The following is a 19,770-nucleotide window of genomic DNA, read 5'->3' as shown; positions in this document are numbered from 1 at the left end:
TCGGAAACGCAGCGTTCGCCGATGTTATAGACTTCTGCCCAATAAAGTACCAACTTGTTTGGCCATCACTTGAGGAGAATGGGGCATTCCATTCTTGATCCACCATTCAATGATACCTACATAGGCAGTACCGGCATATTGAAGCATGATCTCGTCGATTAGCCCACTATTTTTACCGCTTTCTCTATCAATTTCACCTCTAAAACCATCCATGAAAGAGCTGAGGAGCCGATTACGAAATGAAGAGGGCGCCTCTTTGCTTGCCAACATGGTAGAGAAGAACAAATAATTGAACCGATGTCGATTAACGTATTTCCTCTGATTCTTAATCGCCGCTCGTTTGCAGGATCGACGATCGGAAGGATTCGCGAAACGCAGGAGATGCTTGACTTCTGCGCAGAACACCGCATTGCTCCTGAGATAGAAGTTATTGCTGCCGATCAGATCGATGAAGCATGGGATCGCGTGTTAGCTTCAGATGTTCGGTATCGTTTCGTAATCGAAATCAGCACGATGGACAAAGAATAGACAACCATAGACTAACTTGAAAACCCCGCGCTCTGCGCGGGGTTTTCATTTTGTATGCACACTTTATCATCATCAGAGTATTATGTTCGCAGAAGTACCTTGACTGTCACAGTAATGTGATTTATGATGCAATTGTGGAGGTGATGGTATGAGCGAGAACAAAATCACATCCGACCTGCTGCGCGGACATACAGATACGATGATATTAAGGCTCTTGTCAGAAGCCGATCGTTACGGGTACGAGATCGTCAAGCTGATTGCCGACCGTTCGGACGGCGAGTATGAGCTGAAGGAAGCGACGATGTACTCCAGCTTCCGAAGGCTTGAAGCAGACGGCGACATCGAGTGGTATTGGGGCGACGAATCACAGGGCGGACGACGCAAGTACTTTAGAATTACAGAAAAGGGCAAGGACACTTACGACCGCAACAAAAGCAATTGGGAGTATGCGAAGCGCGTACTCGAAAACTTATTATGAGGAGATGAAAGTTATGAATAAGAAATTGACGGATTATCTGAACAGTGTGTTTATGCCATACGATGGCGTGAAGAGCGTCACCGAATTAAAAGCGGATCTGCACGCCGATTTGCAGGAACGGTACCATGAACTCGTAGCTGAGGGGAAAGACGAAGAAACGGCGTTTAAGATGACGGTTGAAAGCATCGGCGACATCGAGCAAACGATTCTGGAGGTTGCTAACCTTTCCCGTTCGCTGGAACGGCAAGTGAAGATCAACCTCAAAGCAAAGGATCTGCAAGAAAGCGACTTCGCAGGCGTTTCTTTGCACAACGGCAAATTCAAAGCGAGTGCGCTGCGTGGAGCAGATTTTACCAATGCAGACTTGACCGGCAGCACGTTTGCGACAAGCGATGCAACGGATGCTAACTTTGAAGGCGCAAATCTAACCGACTGCAATCTATCCATCAGTACCCTTACGAATGCCCGCTTCAATCGAACGATTCTTGTTCGCACCCACTTTAACACGTCCGGGCTGGATGGCGCGCAATTCAAAGACGTAAAACTGACTGATGTTACGATAACCAAGACCGATCTGAGAAAAACCGTATTTGATAACTGTTTCTTCAGCGGCGTGAACTTCAACTATTGTGACCTGAGAGGAATGGCTCTGGACGGAATGATCTTTAACGGCGTTGTGTTCGACAAGTCGGCGCTGAACAACGTTTCCTTCAGAGGAGCGACGCTCAAGAACGTGTCATTCCGACTTCCGTTTTCTCTGACAAACAGATCTTACAAAGACTTCAAAACCGTCTGCTTTGATGGCGCAACTATGGATAAGTTGACTTATTCCGCGCTGAAGGGCATGTGGGTCGCCGACTTGTCTAAAGTCACAGTGGTTTAAATCACAGAGGGAGGGATTCTGATGCAACCCGCGCATAACAAAACCATACAGGTACGAGGACTTCACAAATCCTATAAGCAGCTTCAAGTGCTTAAGGGCGTGGATCTCGATGTGGAGAAGGGCAGTATATTCGCTCTTCTCGGATCCAACGGCGCCGGCAAAACAACGCTGGTCAAAATTCTGACCACGCTGCTCAAGCCAGACGGAGGTTCCGCGGCTATCAACGGCTTCGATGTTGCTTCACAATCGGATCATGTGCGTCAGGCGATCAGTCTGACGGGACAATTCGCCGCTGTCGATGAAATTCTGACAGGTCGAGAGAATCTGATCATGATCGCCAAGCTAAGATATCTCCCGAATCCGCGTCAAGTGGCGGACGATATGCTGCAGCGATTCGGCTTGACGGATGCTGCAGACCGCAGAGTGTCTACTTACTCAGGAGGAATGCGGCGCAGGCTGGACATTGCCCTTAGCATCGTAGGTAAACCACAGATCCTATTCCTCGATGAGCCGACAACCGGATTGGACCCAGAAGCACGAATAGAAGTCTGGAAGGTCGTCAAGGAGCTTGCCGACACGGGAATGACCGTGTTATTAACGACACAATATCTCGAAGAGGCTGAACAGCTCGCCGATCGAATTGCAATTCTGCATGAAGGTAAAATTATCGCCAACGGCACGCTTACGGAATTGAAGAAAATGTTCCCTACTGCAAAGGTAGAGTATGTAGAGAAACAACCGACATTAGAGGAGATCTTCCTCGCCATTATTGGTAACAAGGAGGCGATGTAATATGGAAGCGACTAAGAAACACTTCTTCGTCGATATTAGCGTGATGCTTGGACGTTCTATGCGCCATATTGCTCGCAGCATGGATACCATCATTACGGTAACCATTATGCCAATCGCAATGATGCTGCTGTTCGTCTACGTACTCGGAGGCGCGATTCAATCGGGAACGGATAACTACGTGAATTACCTGCTCCCCGGCATTCTGCTGATGGCAATCGCCAGTGGAATTTCTTATACCGCTTTTCGTTTGTTCACCGACGTGCAGCGGGGCATTTTCGAACGATTTTACACAATGCCGATTTCTCGCTCCGCCTTACTATGGGGGCATGTGCTTACTTCGCTTGTCTCCAATGCCATCTCTATGGTTGTCATCATACTTGTAGCTTTAATTATGGGGTTTCGTTCAACCGCAGGCATATTGCCATGGCTTGCAGTCGCTGGCATACTCGCATTGTTTACGCTAGCCTTAACATGGGTCGCTGCAATCGCTGGACTATCCGCCCGAACAGTCGATGGCGCAAGTGCTTTCTCCTACCCGCTAATTTTCCTTCCTTTCATCAGTTCCGCATTTGTTCCAACCGATTCAATGCCAACCGCCGTTCGTATATTTGCCGAGAACCAGCCCGTAACCTCAATTGTAGAATCGATTCGCGCATTGCTCTCAGGACAGCCGCTCAATAACAACATTTGGACCGCACTTGCGTGGTGCGTAGGAATTATGGTTGTTGCATACTTCTTGGCGATGAGGGCACATCAGAAGAGGGTGTAGAGAGTAGGGGGACATCACAATTTAAGCGATACGCAGCATTATAGAAGGACTTAATAATGAGCCATATTCCTGACGAGCACTTTCGTAATCGGAGAGTGCTTTTTTGTTTTGTCCCGCTCAGAAATAAATACAAATTTCGTAAATAATCCGTGGCATCCGAGGAAATATTTTAGTAGAGACGATTCATGGAAGGAGTTGTATCAACTTGTCAGTCCCAACCACTACATTCGAAGAGATCAAGAAAGTTGACCATCAACTCTCAGAAATGAGGAAGCATTATTTTTATGAGCACGATTTATTCAAGTATCAATGGTGGTTGTTATTAGTGCTTGCAATTGTACCTTGGATTATATGGGCCAAACTCGTTGACAAATCGAGATTAAGGGAGATATTGCTTTACGGGTCGATCATCTCCATTATCGTTGTACTTCTGGATGACACGGGTGGTGAACTTGGATTATGGTCCTACCCTTATCAACTCATTCGATTAGCTCCACGCCTGCACCCCGTCGATTTTGCCGTATTGCCTGTATGCCACATGTTGGTTTATCAATACTTTAGAAGCTGGAGATCCTTTGTCATTGCGAATGTAATCATGTCGCTGGTGTTTTCCTTTATTGCTGAACCGCTCCTCGTCTGGCTGCATATTTATGACCTGGATAATTGGAAGTATATCTATTCATTTCCGTTGTATATCGCAAAAGCAATGTTGGTTAAATGGATAGTTGAAATCATCATTCGCAGAAGCAAACAAGCAGCTGCACGTATATAACCGACGGTCGAAAGGAGGATTCGCACATGGACAATTTCCGAAACAAATTCCGAAACAGACGCTACATAGCGCATGTCAGCATTTTGGGAACAACGCAGCTGCACAAGCGCAATCCATTTACAATAGCCTGCTGGTCCATGGCATTTCCCGGTTTTGGCCATTTGCTTTTAAACAAATACTTGCGTGGATATGCGCTGATTTTATGGGAGATGTTTATCAATCAGAAGATCCATCTGAACTTAGCCATCATCCATACCTTTAACGGTCAATTCCAAGCAGCCCGAGATGTGTTGGATCCTCGGTTTATGTCTCTTTATATCCCTGTTTACTTGTTCGCCATATACGACAGTTATCGCACTGCTGTAGATCTGAACAAGATTTATCTTCTGGCACAAAGGGAAAAAGGGCGCTTTAATGAGTTTAGCATCGGAGCATTAGAGATTAATTACCTCGATAAGCGCAGTCCATGGATAGCCGTTATATGGTCCATGGGAATCCCTAGCCTTGGCCAACTGTACTTACATCGTATTGTTTTAGCCACATTTATATTAACAAGTACGCTGTTAATCATATGGCACTCCAATCTTATCTTAGCATTACATGATTTAATTTTAGGGGATATAGCCACCTCCACATCGGTACTCGATAAACAATGGTTATTGTATTTCCCCTCATACTATTTCTTTACCATCTACGATGCCTTTACGAATACCGTAGAAAATAACAAGCTGTTTAATGAAATTCAGAAAAAATACATGCAGGATCATTACCAACCAGCTGGACACCTCATCACAATCGGAGAACAATAACGATGCAAATTTTCGCCACTTTCGAATATTCTAACTTTGTCGAAATCGCCATTACTGAGCTGGAGCAGAAGGGTATCACGGCTATTTATGCGGTACCGCTTGACTTGCGTAAGAAGGAACCGAGGCTTCTAGATAGCATACACCGGGCTGACGGCATGTCCTTTATTGATAAAGGGATGATTCTCGCCTTTATGCTTGGGACCATTGGTGCAAGTAAAGGATTCGTATGGCGGGGAGGCCCGATCATTTGGGGAATTGTCGGGTCTTTAGTAGGCTTCCTTATTGGATCAGCGATAAGTTGGTTGATTTACTTGTTGAAACGGGATAAAAATCAACGTCAACTCAAAAAAGGGAAAGTAAGCGAAGTCGTATTAATTGTTACATGTGAGGCTGACCAGACGTCTGTCGTTGAAGATATACTCTGGGACCATAAAGCACTCGGATTGGCTATAACTAATTAATGCAAGCCGCCTAATCAGGCGGCTTTTTCGATTTCAATTCATTATTTTTTATATGCAATGAACAATTCGATGATTGCTGCTGTCCTTTCTAGTATTCAAACCGAAAAGGAGTCTTCCAATGAAACGATTAATTGAAGCGGTCATGCAGCGATCCGCCATTGTCCTTATCTTTGTTGTACTCATTCTTGCTTGGGGAGGCGTCTCGGCGTATCAAATGCAGCGCGATTACTTGCCGGGAATCAACAACACAACCTTGATGGTTTCCCTGCGAGCATCTTCTTATCAAGCCGATCAGATCAAACGAGATGTAGCAGCTCCGCTGGAGGAATCTTTACGCAAGACAAACGGGCTGACAAGTATTCAAACGACATCTTATGATGGCGGCGTGCTGATGAATCTGGCATTTCCAATGGATTACAACATGGATAAAGCCGAGCGGGACATTAAACAATTGCTGGTAGATGCCAATTTGCCAGATGGCTTAAGCAACCCCGTTGTAACAAGACTGACTTCGAGCACATTCCCAATTCTCAGCTACAGCTTGACTGCAGCAACGGAGCAAATCGACGATTTGATGCTTCAATCTACAATCCAGACCGATATCGTCAATCAATTGAAGTCCGTCCCTGGCGTTTCGGATGTACAAACGGTCGGCGGTGCGAATAAAGGTTATGTCGTGCTCGTACGCATGAAAGATTTGACGGATAAAGGGTTCACGCTGGATGATTTCAACAAATCCATTACAGCAGATATTCCATCTCTTCAGGGCAATGTGGCGAATGTGAAGAGCTCATTCCCGATTCGAATCGACGGTTGGGACTTAAGCGAGCAGGATCTGAACCAACTGCAGATTAAGAATAAAGATGGAGCGGTCTCATTATCCGAAGTTGCGTCCGTCTCGAAGTCGCTAACGGATGTGAAGACCGTATCGCGCACGAACGGCAAAGCAAGCGTTCAGATTAATGTGATCAAAACGCCTTCTGCCACGATTACGGATGTATCGAAACAAGTGAAAGCGCGTATAGCTGCAATTCCAGCTGTAAACCAGCATGAAGTAAAAATGCAGCTTCTAACCGACCGGGCTAACGAATTGAACCACTCGTTGATGGGACTTGTTCGCGAAGGACTGCTAGGCTGCCTATTCTCGATGTTATGCGTGTTGTTCTTCTTCCGTAACGTACGATCGACACTGTTGATCGCCATTTCGTTACCGATCTCATTGTTAGCTACAACGGCAGTTCTCAAATCGATGGATATAACATTGAACATTCTTACGGTTTCAGGTCTCATTGTCGCAATGGGACGTATTGTGGACGATGCAATCGTCATTCTGGATAATATGTACAATCGGGTGCAGGACAACAAAGGGAAAGCGATCCTGCCTGTCTTAGCTTCTGCTGTTGTCGAAATGCTTCCTGCTATCTTCGCATCAACAGCAACAACGATTGCCGTATATGTACCTATCGCGTTAGTCGGGGGTATAATCGGTGCTTCCTATTCAGGCTTTGCATGGTCGGTTGTCATCGCACTCATCGTATCGTTCCTAGTTGCAATGGTCGTAATTCCAACGTTCGCGTACTTCGGTTGGAAGGAACCGAAAGGCAAGGCAGTTACGCTTGAGCCGCTAATGAAACCGTTGCTTGTCGCGGCGCTTGCACGCAAGAAGACAGTGATCAGTATCTCGCTCGTTCTGTTTATCGCTGCAGGCATCTTTGCTTCGCTGCTGCCTTTCAGTCTGCTGCCTAGCTCGTCCAGCGGACAAGTCGCGATTCAGATCGAAATGCCGAAGGGATCGGCTCTGTCTAGCGTAGATAATAAAGTAAAGCAGGTTGAAACTGTTCTGTCTCAGGACGCTAAGGTCGATTCCTATTCATCCGTATTCGGGTCTTCTTTTACACCTACAGCAGACGATGTCTTCGATCAGGGCGGCGGCTATATTCAACAGCCGAATGTCGCCAATCTGTCGGTTGTTCTGAAGGATAAGAAGCAAGTCGATGCGGCGATTGCCAGCTTGCAAGCCGAGCTTGCGCCTGTTGCTGAACAATCGGTTATAACGGTTACGAATCAAAGCCTTGCAGGTGATGATTCCACCATCAAGATTACGCTCTCCGGCTCAGATCAGCAGACGCTGGATCAGTCGGCACAGCTGATGCGTACCAAGCTTGCTGATATTCCAGGACTTGCCGTCGCCGGCAAATCGGATTTGACTAACGGCATTCCGAAATTTGATGTACAGATTGACAAGGCGAAAGTGGAGGCAGCAGGTATCCAACCAGAGGATATTAACAAAATCCTGGCGCGTTATCTCTCCAAAGGAAAGGACTTTGATCTGCCTGCATCTTCAGGCAATGGTATTATTCCAATAGATGTGTATATTGATCCAATTGGACAGGGAACCAATAAAGATGCTGCGCTTCCTGTGTATACGCCTCAGCAAGTGCTCGCATCATTGTCTGCAGAGTCGTTGACAGGCGCAGGAAACAAGACCTATCGTCTGGATCAAGTCTCTTCCGTACAATTAAGCAACGCACCATCTACAATCGTAGAACAAGATGGCGAACCAGTTGCCATTGTATCGGCACAGATCACGTCAAAGAATATGAGCCAAGTGTCCAAAGCCGTGAACCAGACGTTGTCTGACATCCAATTGCCTAGCGGAGTAACCTACTCGACAGGCGGGATTACAGCTCAAATTACGCAGATGATCATCGAGATGACCATTGCGGTCGTCATTTCCATTCTTCTGGTTCTGATGATCACAAGCTTCGTGTTCAAAGGCTGGAAAGCGCCACTTGCTGTTCTGATTAGTATTCCGCTCGCATTGTCCGGCGTTGTTATTGCACTCTATACGATACGAGGGCAGTGGAATCTTGCCGCTTTAATCGGTGTGCTGATGCTGACTGGTATCGTTGTTACGAACGGTATCGTCCTCATTGATCGGATCGAGCGCAATCGCAAAGAAGGGATGCCGCTGCGTGAAGCCGTCATGTCGGGCAGCCTGTCGCGGGTAAGACCGATCTTCATGACCGCAGGTACAACGGTCTTGACACTAATCCCTTTATCTTTGACGCACAACGCAGATACCGTTATTTCACAAGTGCTTGGAATTGTTGTAATCGGCGGTATGATCACATCCACCCTTAACAGCTTTATCGTCATTCCGATTATTTATGAATGGATGCAGGGCAATAAGAGAACGAGCAACATCGTTGATGCCGAACAGTAGGGGTTGAGGACGAGTGGACGAGGAATTACATCAAATCATTCATCGTGCCAAACATGGAGATAAGGAAGCATACGCCCAACTCGTCAAGCAGTTCAAGGATCCAGTTTATCGATACGCGTTAGGCATGTTGAATGATCGAATGGATGCTGAAGACATTGCGCAAGAGGCATTTGTTAAGGCGTATTCTTCCTTATCTAGTCTTGAAAGTGAGTTTGCTTTTGCATCATGGCTATTTAAAATCGTATCCAACCTGTCCAAAAACCGTCTGAAGAAACGGATGAAAGAGCATGACTTTCAGGAGGAAGCCAATGACTCGATAATCGATAGGAGAGAGGCATCCGATCCATCGGAGAGATTGTCGATGGAGGATGCCCTTTCAAGGCTATCCGTTGAGCATCGCGAGGTCATTCTGCTGCATGATGTACAGGGCTACCGATATGAAGAGATTGCCCAGGTGACTAACGTTCCGCTTGGAACGGTCAAATCGCGTCTGTTCGCGGCCCGTATGGCATTACGTAAAGAACTTAGGAAGGAGGAACTTGCATGAAGGCCCATCTCGATGATCAGTTATCCGCATACCTGGACGATGAATTAATCGTGGAGGACAGGCTTGCAGTCGAAGCTCATCTCGAAAGCTGCGAGTACTGCCAAGCGCTCTTGGATGATTGGCTAAGTATGCAAGAGCAGGTGCAAGTTGCATTCCAATCCACCGAAGCGCCTATTTCATTTGAAATCAATGTGATGCAGGCAATTCAAGACGAACAACAAGTATCTGTCAGCAAAAGTTGGCTGATCCTTCCGTTGTTTGTACTATTCGTCATCATCATGTTGGGTATCGCAAAAGGCATGATGTTCATTAAGCTCATTCACAGCTCCATGAGGTTATCCATCGCTCTCCTATATATGGTGACTCATTTCATGTCCAGCATTCCGATCTTAGCGATTACGGCTGTCTTCTTATCGATTGCGATCTTGACCACATCCATTTATTATCTGAGAAGAGCCATTCGTCTAACATCGGTGGAGGGAGGATGATAGCAATGAAAAAACTCGCATTCGTTGGCAGCTTCATCCTGCTTCTGTTCCTGCTGGCGACTCCCGCACACACTTCAGCTGCATCTGTATTCGAACATCAGAATACGGTTATTCCAGCCGATCAAACCGTAGATGATGTGTACGTTGTTGGAGGAGATACCGAAATTGAAGGCCATGTCGCAGGTATAGTTGTTGTTATCAACGGCAACTTACATTTGGCGAACACTGCTCGAATCGATGGCATGATAGTTGTTGTAGGCGGCACAGTAGACCAGGAACCTGGTGTAATAATTGGCGATGACGTTTACAATCTTTCATTGGACGGTCCAACCCAGACGAGTTTATTGATCGGTGGTGGGCTTACCGTTGGTCTATGGATCATTCAATTGGGTATTGTGATCTTGCTTATTCTCATTCCTACATTGATTGGTCTGCTTGGTTCTAAAAAAATGACGATCTTCATCAACCGTTTCTCGGCAGCGTCATGGGGACGTTTGTTATACATCGGTATATTAAGCGGACTCGCACTTGCGGCAATCAGTGCGCTTCTGGTCATCACCATTATCGGAATTCCGATTCTGATAGTCGTCCTGCTTGGTTTCCTCGTCTCCGTATGTATCGGATTAACTGTAATCAGTTATCGAGTAGGGGAACTGATTCGCCCATCCGAGGGCAAGCCTGTATGGTTTAAAGTCATGATGGGATCTATCCTAATTGCAGCTGTAATCAGCATCCCGATCATCGGTTGGATCGTTCTCTTGTTGATTGCGCTACTATCGCTCGGCGTTTGTGTCGACTGGTTAGCCGCTAAACGTAAAAAGGTAAAAGTACCTCAAGCATAATCATTCAAAAGAACAGCGGATCCGCTGTTCTTTTCTCGTTCCAAATCAGAATAGCTGAGGGTTCCGAAATTTAAAATCATTCGCCGTCATGAAGCGGACATCAAGGTTGAGAGCGGCTGCTGTGGCACCACGTTTACGGTTGCCTTCGACAAGTGTCATGAAACACAAGTTCATTAAGATTGTTAACCCACGTTGTAATCCAAATTATGAAAGCGAATTCAGCCAAAGGACTAGATTTATTATTTGCCGATGAGCTTGACAAGAACCGTTATTGAATTTATGATTAGTAAAAATATTCGCTACTTACTTTTTTATCGTGAGAGTGTGACTACCGTCATAGTCGCAGAACAAGATGAAGGTTATAGTGGATATCAATGCGTAATCAAATTTTAAGCATACTGATCTTCGGGGCAGGTGAAATTCCTGACCGGCGGTGACGCTCAACAGCGAAGCCCGCGACTCCCTGAGCCGTCTAACGGCAAGGGGACTGACTTGGTGAGAATCCAAGGCCGACGGTAAAGTCCGGATGGGAGAAGATCGCCATTTCAAAGCATGCTATCCGCATGTTTTATTTGGCCAGCCCCGTTTCGTTGTGTCATTAGCGAAACGGGGCTTTTCTTTAGCAACTCCAAAATATGCAAGATCATCCCTGAAGGTTGGAATGCACGAGAAGGAGCATTCAACCATGAGCAACCTGTCGTCACACGCTTTGTTCAAAAATCGCGCCATCAGACCAGCGTTTGGGTTTGTTGTGCTAGGCTCCGCCTTATGGGGAGTCGACCCGTTGTTTCGCGTCCTGCTGCTCGATTATCTGACGTCGACCCAGATCGCACTTCTGGAGCATGTCATTCTGGTGCTGTTCATGGCTCCTGTGTTGTGGAAGCATCGGCAGCAGTTTCGCAAGCTTAAGCTTCGCCATGTAGGCGCGCTGCTGTTCGTCTCATGGGGCGGCTCCGCAATCGCAACGGTGCTGTTCACGAAAGGATTGGCATCGGGCGATTTGAATTCGGTGCTTCTGCTGCAGAAGCTTCAGCCTCTGTTCGCCATTCTGATGGCCAGATGGCTGCTGAAGGAGAGACTACCTAAGTCATTCGGCATGCTGTTTGTTGTTGCTATTGTAGGCACTTACTTATTATCGTTTGGCTGGAAGCTGCCGTTCTCCGATTTAAGCGGAATGATGCATACAGGCAGCCTGATGGCAATCGGAGCGGCGCTTCTCTGGGGCGGGTCAACCGTCATGGGACGCTACCTGCTGGGAGCCGTCAATTACGAGACCGTAACATCGCTGCGCTTTATTCTTGCGCTCCCGCTTCTGCTCGCGCTAACCCTTGGCGAACGTCAAATCTGGACGCTCCCAGGTGAGGCAAGCAGCATGGCACTGATCGGTCTTAATCTGCTGCTGCAAGCCTTACTGCCAGGACTGCTCAGCTTGCTGCTGTACTATAAAGGCTTGAGCGCCATCAAGGCTTCTTATGCCACACTGGCGGAGCTCAGCTTTCCGATGGTCGGCGTGCTGATCAACTACATCGTATTCCAGCAAATGACGACCTTCACGCAAATCGTTGGCTTTATCTTAATCTGGGCAACGCTGCTTATCATATCACGCCAGCAAGAGCGCTCCGCGAAGTCGGATAGGATTGTCCGTCCTGCGGCGGTTTAACGGCACGAGCAACGCCTTGCGAGTCTACAATAATACATGAACGCTGAAAGCTGCTTATGCGGCTTTTTTCGTTACAAGGGAGGCTCCAGTAGTGGAGCCTCTTTATGCTGCGCTTATTAATTGGCTGTAATTGGCAGGCAGCGATTTTCTCTTCGAATGAACAAATTCAACTTTTCGGTTGTCCTTTTAATCGTACACACAACAAAGAGAAAGAGGACATAACCATGTTAAATCTCGACTATAAATGGTTTCAATTCATCAACGGGCTTGCAGGTCATTCCGCATTGTTGGATTGGATTATGACTTTCTTATCGAAAGACGCAGAGTATCTGTTCTTCCTAGGCATCATTCTCTATTGGTTTACTCGTTCCAGACAAAATCGCCGCATGGTTATAGAAGCTCTTGTCTCCGCGAGTGCAGCCTTAGGGGTTTCTTCGCTTATAGGCAGGTTGTATTATCGCGATCGTCCGTTTGTTGACCACCATGTTCATCTTCTCATCAAACATGCAGCCAATGCTTCGTTTCCAAGTGATCATGCAACCGCAGCGTTTGCTGTGGCAACAGCCATCTGGTGCAGCAGACGTAAAGAAGGGTGGGGATGGCTAATCTTATCGGCTGGAATCGCTATCTCACGGGTTTGGACAGGTGTTCACTATCCGCTTGATATTATTACAGGTGCAGCAGTAGGTTCAACTGCAGCTATTATCATTCATATCTTGATGTCCGCACTAATGAAACGAGTATCGAAATCCGTCCATTCAGGAGGTGTTCAACCTTGGAAATCTTGACGAATCTTCTAGCGCATGATGGGTACTGGATCATATCGTTATTCCTGCTCCTCGAAATGTTGGCGCTGCCGCTTCCAGGCGAGATGATGATGGGGTGCATTGGGCTCCTCGTCTATGAACAACAACTTAACTGGTTCTATAGCATTGCAGCTGCCAGCTTAGGCGTTGTTATCGGTGTAACCCTTTCTTATTGGATCGGATACCGACTAGGAAGGCCATTTATTATCCGCCACGGACAAAGGTTCCATCTCACAGAAGCACGAATGAACACGATGGCACAATGGTTTGACAAGTATGGCGACAAGCTGCTTTTCGTTGCCTATTTTATACCGGGTGTACGGCATATGACTGGATACTTCTGCGGCGTGACGCGAATGCCTTTCCGACGCTACGCGATATTCGCTTATTCCGGCGCTATCTTCTGGGCCAGCCTATTCATCTCCTTGGGTAAATTTCTTGGTCCCCAGTGGGAACACTATCACTCGTCCGTTAACCATTGGTTGATCATCCTTGGCATCGCATCAGCATTAACAGCAACTGTTATTTATGTGTACCGCATCTATAAACGGAAAGCAGTAGAAGCGATCGATAGACTGCTTAAGCATAGTAGAAATCACATGCAATCATTGGACAAAGTAAAGAATACGCTCGAAGATTATATTGCATTTGTAATCATATGTACCCCGCTGGTCATCGGATTAATGCAAGAGCTTGTGGACCGGACGATTTTCAGTATTCGAGGGCTATGCTTGCCAAGGAGTTAATGAAGATCAACGTTTCAGATCATTAGGTGGCTGCCGATCTTTTCGGCGGCCTTCTTAGCATTTAATGATTTTCTTTGTATAAGGATTAAGTAGATACGGGGACAGTATTAGGATGAAGATTACGATGCTGCAATAATTTGTAGAAACCAATGCGTTGTTCTCGCGTATTACGTGACTGTCATCATAATAGGAGGGACTAAATATTAATGGACTCAGACAGTAGTCAGACAAGCTTGTGGGCATTATTAAAGAAAGGAAATACTTCATCAGCAATAGCAGCATTAGGCAATACCGGAATTGCAGTTATAAAAGGCGTTGCCGCCGCGACTACTGGAAGCGGTGCAATGTTCGCATCGACGATGCATTCGATAGCAGATGCAGTTAACCAAATGTTTGTTTTCGCCGGGAGTGTATTAGCTGAGAAGAAACCAACTCGCAGATTCCCGTCCGGATTCGGCAGGGTAATCAATATTTTCTGTATGATTGCCGTTATTGTCGTCACCGTCATGGCTTATGAAACGATTAGAGAAGGATACCATCTATTAAACCATCCTTCAGCCGAATCTCATGGATTCTGGCTTAACCTCGTTGTACTGCTTCTGTCCATTATCGTGGACGGCTATGTATTAATGAAAGCGATGAAAGAGATAGTACGTGAAGCGCGAATTGAAGCCAACGGGTTCTCATTCATTTCTAAGGCGTTTGCGAATGTCGGACGAGCTGCACCTCCGACACGGCTTGTATTCTATGAGGATCTTGTCGCAACAACAGGCGCTCTGTTAGCATTGCTAGCTGTTGTTGTCACAGCATTAACCAGCTTTACACTGCTTGACGGTATTTCAACGATATTAATCGGCTTCTTGATGATCGGTGTTGCATTCAAGGTTGGCTATGACAACATGGTTGGATTAATCGGGGTTGCGGCACCTAAGGATGTGGAGACGAAAGTGGCAAGCATCATTTTCTCCAATAGCTCCGTAACCGATATCAATCAAATGCGAATCCTGCAAGAGGGCCGTTATTACCACGTTGAAGCGATTATTGAACTCCAACCAGGATTATCGCTTGCAGCAGCAGATGATATCAAATACAAAGTGAGAGACAGCCTATTGAGTGATGCTGATATTACGGACGTGACGTTAGGCATAATAGAAGATAATGGGGTAAGGAACTGGAAACCAGAACTCGAGACCCTTTAAGATAAAACAAAAAAGTCGCGAAAATTCGCGACTTTTTTATGTACCCATTATTGTATGCAAACTCAAGATTTTGGTTCCAGTTGTTCTGGTTCTTTATTCATTTCATAAAGGCCTGAATAGGATTTAAACCACCTGAATAGATGCGTGACTATGACTTTCAGAATGGCATACCCTGGAACCGCAAGAATAATGCCGAGAATTCCGAATAGCTTACCTGCTGTAAGGATGACGAAGATAATCGTAATCGGATGGATACGCATCGCTTTGCCCATAATTTGAGGCGTAATGATCTTGCCCTCGAAGAGCTGAACAACCGTCCATACCACAACCATTTTCAACAACATGACTGGAGATGTAACCATCGCGACAACTAACGCCGGGGCGATGGCGATCGCTGGACCGAGATATGGAACTACGCTAGTGCAGGCTGCGGTAACCGCAAGAACAAGCGAGTAATCTAATCCGATGATTAAATAACCGATGTACAACAGCAACCCAACGCAGAAGCTGTCAAGAATTTGTCCGCGAATATAAGAGCTGATCTGATGATTCATCTCCAACATGACGGTAAACGATCTATTGCGTAATTTATTCGGCAGAAAGCCTAGGACGTATGGAGCCAATTTGCGCCGATCTTTCAGCAGGTAGAACAAAATGAACGGCACAACGATTATCGACAGCACCGTCTCGGTTAACGCGCCGACAAAGCCTCCAATGCTGCTCCAAGCATTGTTCAAGATATTGGTAGCATGACTGGAGAAGTTCTCCGTCAAGGTTGCAGGATCGAATCCGACCGCCTGTTGAAATTGATTGAAATACTCGCTGCCGATCAGATCTTCGAATCGAAGCTGAGCTTCTTGACTATACGCTGGGAAGTGATCGATTAATCCCATGATTTGTTCTCTTAGAAGAGGAATCACAGCGGTGACGATAAGCGTAATGATACCTGCAACAAGAAGATATAGGGCCAGGATGGAATAAACGCGTTTGATACGATGCTTCTCTAAGAACTCCACGATTGGATTCAACAGATAAAAGGCGACACCCGTTAGCAGAATCGGTAAGAATACCGTTTCGAGCAATATTTTCAGGGGATGAAAGATAAACGTGATCTTACTGATGACAAAAATATTCACCCCGAGCATCAACAGTATGAGAAGAAAGCTGAACAACTTCTGATTCAATAACATGAACTTCAATCTTTCGCTTAGCTGACGAGAATTGGGCAAAGAGAAGCACGTCCTTTCCATAAACAAGGTTCACTATTGTAATTATACACTTCATCACTCCAAAAATTCGAATAAGAGCAGCCGCTTATAACCAAAGATCGTTCGTTTGAGGGGCCGAGCTCTTCACAAGCAACTTCATCGTATGTATATGTGATAGTTACGTAATACGTAAAATGATCGATGTGGTTTCTAGAGTTTCTATAAAAATGTTTGGTGCTGTACAACTAAAGTTTGAGCCAACAAAGGGGAGCAGCAGCCACGAGCAAATTCTTAACAAAGGGATTATATATTCCGCATCTTCGTCAAGTATAATCTGGATATTCCATTCCCATAATCGAATCGAACTGGAGGCTATACCATTGAAATCTGTTCTGAACATCGCTCATCGAGGCGCATCTGCTTATTGTCCAGAGAATACGATGGCCGCATTCCAACATGCGCTTGATCTCGGTGCCACAGGAATTGAGACTGACGTTCAGATGACGTCTGACGGACATCTCGTGCTCATCCACGACGAGTCGCTGCAGCGAACGACGGGGTCATCCAAACTTGTGAAGGACGTGACGTTAGACGAAATGAAGCAGTTGGATGCAGGCTCCTGGTTCGATCCAGCATTCGCCGGAGAACGCATTCCGACGCTGCGTGAATTGCTTGAACTGGTAAAAACCCATGAAGGCATACTCATCAACATTGAACTGAAGAACGGTGTCGTGCTCTATCCCGGGCTTGAAGAAGCGGTCATCGAAGAGGTTCGATTCCAAGGAATGGGCGAGAGGGTCATCCTCTCCAGCTTTAACCACTATTCGCTAGTACTCTGCAAACAGTTGGCCCCTGAGATACGGACCGGTATTCTCTATATGGAAGGCCTCTATGAACCATGGGAATATGCTGCTCGGATCGGAGCGAACGCACTGCATGCTTACCATTATGCAGTGCTGCCAGAGTGGACGACACAGGCTGCGGAGCGGGACATCGTGTACCATCCGTGGACGGTGAACGAATTGGACGAGATGAAGCGACTACTTGAAGCGGGCGTAGCAGGTATCATTACCGATTATCCGGATCGACTCGGCGAATTGATCACAAGAAAATCATAGAAGAAACGCATTCTAGACGCAGATATGGTAAACTCTTATATGGGAACACCAGTTTGCATATAGGAGGACTAATAATAAAATGGCAGAGCCTTTAAAAAATATGTATCACGAAGCATTTCTTCGCGAATTCGGTATGAAGGTTCAAGGTGCGTATAGCGACTTTCAAACCGAAAGCTTCGCAGCAAGTGTGCTAGATGAAGGATGGGACACGATAGAGCTCAAAGGACGCATTCGTCGCATTGCGACCGTATTGGGAACGCATTTGCCTGAACATTATGCTCAAGCGTTGGACATTCTGTTCCAGATCGACGAGCAATGCGTCGGATTTCCTTATTTGTTTTTCCCTGACTTCGTAGAAGTTTACGGTACGGCGGAAGAAGATTGGGAGCTGTCCATGCGGGCGCTTGAACGTTTCACGGCTCGTTCGTCAGCCGAATTCGCGATACGCACCTTCATCGTTAAAGATACGGATCGGGCGATGCAGCAGATGCGTGAATGGGCGATGCATTCGGACGAGCATGTGAGGCGACTGGCTACCGAAGGGTGCAGACCACGGTTACCTTGGGGGCAATCGCTTCCAGTATTCAAGAAGGACCCGACTCCTGTGCTTCAAGTATTGGAGGTGCTGAAAGCTGATCCGTCTCTTTATGTGCGCAAGAGTGTCGCCAACAATTTAAACGACATTGCCAAGGATCATCCGCAGCTTGTTCTCCAGACCGCTTCGAACTGGATTGGTACCCACAGGGACACCGATTGGATCGTCCGCCACGCTTGCAGAACGCTGATCCGGAAGGCTGATCCGGCTGCTCTCGCTCTGTTCGGCTATGCGGAAGAGGTCCAAGGCGAGTCGGTTGCTGTTGCCGCATCGATCGAGGCGAAGCCTTCTGAGCTCAAGATCGGCGATAACTGTGAACTGTTGTACGAGCTGCGGGTACGTGACGGAGAGCCTGCCCGAATTCGGGTCGAATATGGTATCTACTTCGTGAAAGCGAAAGGACAAACGTCGCGCAAGCTATTTTTACTATCAGACAAGACCGTGCCAGGCGGCAGCGTTGTCTCGGGACAACGTACGCACCGATTTGCTGACTTGACGACCCGCAAGCATTATCCAGGTGAACACCGCATCGTCCTTGTTGTCAACGGGGTGGAAACGGCCGAATCGTCGATCAACTTAGATCTAACGACTGATACGTAGCTTCATGAAGTGCCGCGCCGATTCTAGCAGTTGTGCATGGCGTCAATGGAGAGACCCACTTTATTATGGTCACTTACCAGGGACAAGTAAGAGGAAAGCAACGAGTTTCCATTGCGCATATTCCAATCCTCCTCCGCCCATACTTTAATGAGATGAGCGCAAGGGAGGATAATACAATGGATATTAATCGGGCCAAAGAGATTGCCGTTTCTCCGGTTATGGTGGATGTAAGATATGACGGGGTGCCCATCTATATTCAGCATGTTGATGATACAAGGGAAACGGCCCGGATTTATCCGCTTACCGATCCCGAGCAAGAAACGGAAGTGCCGGTACGCAGCTTAACCGAGCCTTCATCAACCATGGCGATGGAAGTCGAACAAATGGCATGCCGGGTTTCAGACGGTAGTGTAGAAGAATAAGTGCGGTTAATAAGTAAAAGCATGGCGGTCAACCGCTATGCTTTTTGTATTTATTGAAGCTTTGTAGGTACTTTATCACGATGGAATCCGTTTTGCACTTCTGAGAAAATGCTTTCCGCTCCTGATGTCCGTTCCACATGCAGTTGAGGGAAATACGCCATCAACATACGTTCCATATCTTTGACGGTTACCGGTTTAGCTTCGGGGTACAGCTCGTAACCAAACTCGCCGTTATTCTCAATCGTACCGATCTTCACATCTTCACAATGCGAAATGCCCGCTAATCGTAAACGCTTCTCAAGGTCATCGACAGACATTCTGAGCTTGCGTAAATTGTCAACTTGCAGTTGTCCTTCATGGATGACGGACACACTTGTCCCTTTCAGTATTGACTCCATACGATTCGATCGAAGCGTAATCCACTCAACTGCGATTAGGAACACAATGAAGGTAGCAAGTGCCAGAACCGTCTTCGTCATTCCCTTGCCGCTCACTTCAGAACCAAGCACCGTACCAAGCGCCAATAGGATCATGACTTGCGGTATTGTCATTTGCGAGATCGATTTGCGGCCAGACATCCTTAGAAACAAGGTACCCACACAAGCCAATAGAATGGTGCTCCAGAATATCGTCCACATCGTCATTCCTCCTGATTTCCTCTATGCTTTAAGTATCCCCGAATAACGGGAAACAATGAGAAAAGTCCCAGAACGGAAGGAACTCTATAGCAACGAATCGTACAAAGACGTACCGAAAATCGATATCTTATACGAAACATTATCCAAGACAAAAGAACGAGGCTTGAACTTGGAGGAATTGCA

At 46.6% G+C, this 19,770-nt stretch carries 20 protein-coding genes, 2 pseudogenes and 1 riboswitch; of the genes and pseudogenes, 19 read left to right on the top strand and 3 right to left on the bottom strand.

What is annotated here, in order from left to right; translation table 11 throughout:
- Positions 1–24: 24 nt before the first annotated feature.
- Positions 25–291, bottom strand: a pseudogene (locus tag H8B09_RS10535) (TetR-like C-terminal domain-containing protein); the annotation flags it as partial.
- Here H8B09_RS10535 and H8B09_RS10530 point away from each other — a divergent pair.
- The 16 genes and pseudogenes from H8B09_RS10530 to H8B09_RS10455 all read left to right on the top strand — a co-directional run.
- Positions 292–528: pseudogene (locus H8B09_RS10530) on the top strand (alcohol dehydrogenase); the annotation flags it as partial.
- A 148-nt stretch (positions 529–676) separates the two neighbouring features.
- A complete protein-coding gene (locus H8B09_RS10525; protein ID WP_191203450.1) occupies positions 677–1,006 on the top strand; it encodes a PadR family transcriptional regulator in 330 nt (109 codons plus the stop codon).
- Positions 1,007–1,019: 13 nt separating this feature from the next.
- Positions 1,020–1,889, top strand: coding sequence for a pentapeptide repeat-containing protein (locus tag H8B09_RS10520; RefSeq protein ID WP_191203449.1), 870 nt, complete (start codon positions 1,020–1,022; stop codon positions 1,887–1,889).
- Between the two features lie 21 nt (positions 1,890–1,910).
- Positions 1,911–2,681: an ABC transporter ATP-binding protein gene (locus tag H8B09_RS10515; RefSeq protein ID WP_191203448.1), complete on the top strand. Its 771-nt coding sequence runs from the start codon at positions 1,911–1,913 to the stop codon at positions 2,679–2,681.
- Between the two features lies 1 nt (position 2,682).
- Positions 2,683–3,450, top strand: a complete 768-nt coding sequence (locus H8B09_RS10510) for an ABC transporter permease (protein ID WP_191203447.1) — start codon at positions 2,683–2,685, stop codon at positions 3,448–3,450.
- A gap of 205 nt (positions 3,451–3,655) precedes the next feature.
- Entirely contained in the window at positions 3,656–4,222 is a 567-nt protein-coding gene (locus tag H8B09_RS10505) for a CBO0543 family protein (protein ID WP_191203446.1), read from the top strand.
- A gap of 26 nt (positions 4,223–4,248) precedes the next feature.
- Positions 4,249–5,031, top strand: coding sequence for a hypothetical protein (locus tag H8B09_RS10500; protein WP_191203445.1), 783 nt, complete (start codon positions 4,249–4,251; stop codon positions 5,029–5,031).
- Positions 5,032–5,033: 2 nt separating this feature from the next.
- On the top strand, positions 5,034–5,492 hold the full coding sequence (locus H8B09_RS10495; RefSeq protein ID WP_191203444.1) for a hypothetical protein: 459 nt from the start codon (positions 5,034–5,036) through the stop codon (positions 5,490–5,492).
- A 118-nt stretch (positions 5,493–5,610) separates the two neighbouring features.
- Positions 5,611–8,718 carry an efflux RND transporter permease subunit gene (locus tag H8B09_RS10490; protein ID WP_191203443.1) on the top strand — a complete coding sequence of 1,036 codons (3,108 nt, stop codon included), beginning with the start codon at positions 5,611–5,613 and terminating at the stop codon, positions 8,716–8,718.
- A 13-nt stretch (positions 8,719–8,731) separates the two neighbouring features.
- Entirely contained in the window at positions 8,732–9,265 is a 534-nt protein-coding gene (locus H8B09_RS10485; protein ID WP_191203442.1) for an RNA polymerase sigma factor, read from the top strand.
- Positions 9,262–9,753, top strand: coding sequence for an anti-sigma factor family protein (locus tag H8B09_RS10480; RefSeq protein WP_191203441.1), 492 nt, complete (start codon positions 9,262–9,264; stop codon positions 9,751–9,753). The genes H8B09_RS10485 and H8B09_RS10480 overlap by 4 nt, the downstream gene beginning before the upstream one ends.
- 5 nt (positions 9,754–9,758) lie before the next feature.
- Positions 9,759–10,595 (top strand): bactofilin family protein, encoded by an 837-nt coding sequence (locus H8B09_RS10475; protein ID WP_191203440.1) that lies wholly within the window; start codon positions 9,759–9,761, stop codon positions 10,593–10,595.
- Positions 10,596–10,992: 397 nt separating this feature from the next.
- Positions 10,993–11,137: riboswitch (FMN riboswitch) on the top strand.
- A gap of 143 nt (positions 11,138–11,280) precedes the next feature.
- Positions 11,281–12,255 carry a DMT family transporter gene (locus tag H8B09_RS10470; protein ID WP_191203439.1) on the top strand — a complete coding sequence of 325 codons (975 nt, stop codon included), beginning with the start codon at positions 11,281–11,283 and terminating at the stop codon, positions 12,253–12,255.
- A gap of 104 nt (positions 12,256–12,359) precedes the next feature.
- Positions 12,360–13,043, top strand: coding sequence for an undecaprenyl-diphosphatase (locus H8B09_RS10465; protein ID WP_191203438.1), 684 nt, complete (start codon positions 12,360–12,362; stop codon positions 13,041–13,043).
- Positions 13,031–13,807 (top strand): DedA family protein, encoded by a 777-nt coding sequence (locus H8B09_RS10460; protein WP_191203437.1) that lies wholly within the window; start codon positions 13,031–13,033, stop codon positions 13,805–13,807. The genes H8B09_RS10465 and H8B09_RS10460 overlap by 13 nt, the downstream gene beginning before the upstream one ends.
- A gap of 206 nt (positions 13,808–14,013) precedes the next feature.
- On the top strand, positions 14,014–15,006 hold the full coding sequence (locus tag H8B09_RS10455) for a cation diffusion facilitator family transporter (RefSeq protein ID WP_191203436.1): 993 nt from the start codon (positions 14,014–14,016) through the stop codon (positions 15,004–15,006).
- 62 nt (positions 15,007–15,068) lie between these two features.
- Here H8B09_RS10455 and H8B09_RS10450 read toward each other — a convergent pair whose 3' ends face one another.
- Entirely contained in the window at positions 15,069–16,196 is a 1,128-nt protein-coding gene (locus H8B09_RS10450) for an AI-2E family transporter (RefSeq protein ID WP_191203794.1), read from the bottom strand.
- Between the two features lie 398 nt (positions 16,197–16,594).
- On the opposite strand from H8B09_RS10450, the gene H8B09_RS10445 reads away from it, so the two are divergent.
- From H8B09_RS10445 to H8B09_RS10435, 3 genes are all read left to right on the top strand, one after another.
- Entirely contained in the window at positions 16,595–17,332 is a 738-nt protein-coding gene (locus tag H8B09_RS10445; RefSeq protein ID WP_191203435.1) for a glycerophosphodiester phosphodiesterase, read from the top strand.
- A gap of 79 nt (positions 17,333–17,411) precedes the next feature.
- Positions 17,412–18,527, top strand: a complete 1,116-nt coding sequence (locus tag H8B09_RS10440) for a DNA alkylation repair protein (protein ID WP_191203434.1) — start codon at positions 17,412–17,414, stop codon at positions 18,525–18,527.
- A 176-nt stretch (positions 18,528–18,703) separates the two neighbouring features.
- Positions 18,704–18,949, top strand: a complete 246-nt coding sequence (locus tag H8B09_RS10435; protein ID WP_191203433.1) for an H-type small acid-soluble spore protein — start codon at positions 18,704–18,706, stop codon at positions 18,947–18,949.
- A 50-nt stretch (positions 18,950–18,999) separates the two neighbouring features.
- Here H8B09_RS10435 and H8B09_RS10430 read toward each other — a convergent pair whose 3' ends face one another.
- On the bottom strand, positions 19,000–19,587 hold the full coding sequence (locus H8B09_RS10430; RefSeq protein WP_191203432.1) for a DUF421 domain-containing protein: 588 nt from the start codon (positions 19,585–19,587) through the stop codon (positions 19,000–19,002).
- Positions 19,588–19,770: the final 183 nt, after the last annotated feature.

Source organism: Paenibacillus terricola (assembly GCF_014779765.1).
Classification (GTDB): Bacteria; Bacillota; Bacilli; order Paenibacillales; family Paenibacillaceae; genus Paenibacillus_T; species Paenibacillus_T terricola.
The sequence above is the reverse complement of the archived record's forward strand: the minus strand, read 5'-3'. Positions and strand labels throughout refer to the sequence as shown.

Coding starts and splice junctions, on each gene's coding strand:
- H8B09_RS10525 (WP_191203450.1), top strand. CDS start 677: ATGAGCGAGAACAAAATCACATCCGACCTGCTGCGCGGACATACAGAT.
- H8B09_RS10520 (WP_191203449.1), top strand. CDS start 1,020: ATGAATAAGAAATTGACGGATTATCTGAACAGTGTGTTTATGCCATAC.
- H8B09_RS10515 (WP_191203448.1), top strand. CDS start 1,911: ATGCAACCCGCGCATAACAAAACCATACAGGTACGAGGACTTCACAAA.
- H8B09_RS10510 (WP_191203447.1), top strand. CDS start 2,683: ATGGAAGCGACTAAGAAACACTTCTTCGTCGATATTAGCGTGATGCTT.
- H8B09_RS10500 (WP_191203445.1), top strand. CDS start 4,249: ATGGACAATTTCCGAAACAAATTCCGAAACAGACGCTACATAGCGCAT.
- H8B09_RS10495 (WP_191203444.1), top strand. CDS start 5,034: ATGCAAATTTTCGCCACTTTCGAATATTCTAACTTTGTCGAAATCGCC.
- H8B09_RS10490 (WP_191203443.1), top strand. CDS start 5,611: ATGAAACGATTAATTGAAGCGGTCATGCAGCGATCCGCCATTGTCCTT.
- H8B09_RS10480 (WP_191203441.1), top strand. CDS start 9,262: ATGAAGGCCCATCTCGATGATCAGTTATCCGCATACCTGGACGATGAA.
- H8B09_RS10475 (WP_191203440.1), top strand. CDS start 9,759: ATGAAAAAACTCGCATTCGTTGGCAGCTTCATCCTGCTTCTGTTCCTG.
- H8B09_RS10470 (WP_191203439.1), top strand. CDS start 11,281: ATGAGCAACCTGTCGTCACACGCTTTGTTCAAAAATCGCGCCATCAGA.
- H8B09_RS10465 (WP_191203438.1), top strand. CDS start 12,360: ATGCTGCGCTTATTAATTGGCTGTAATTGGCAGGCAGCGATTTTCTCT.
- H8B09_RS10455 (WP_191203436.1), top strand. CDS start 14,014: ATGGACTCAGACAGTAGTCAGACAAGCTTGTGGGCATTATTAAAGAAA.
- H8B09_RS10450 (WP_191203794.1), bottom strand. CDS start 16,196: ATGTTATTGAATCAGAAGTTGTTCAGCTTTCTTCTCATACTGTTGATG.
- H8B09_RS10440 (WP_191203434.1), top strand. CDS start 17,412: ATGGCAGAGCCTTTAAAAAATATGTATCACGAAGCATTTCTTCGCGAA.
- H8B09_RS10435 (WP_191203433.1), top strand. CDS start 18,704: ATGGATATTAATCGGGCCAAAGAGATTGCCGTTTCTCCGGTTATGGTG.
- H8B09_RS10430 (WP_191203432.1), bottom strand. CDS start 19,587: ATGTGGACGATATTCTGGAGCACCATTCTATTGGCTTGTGTGGGTACC.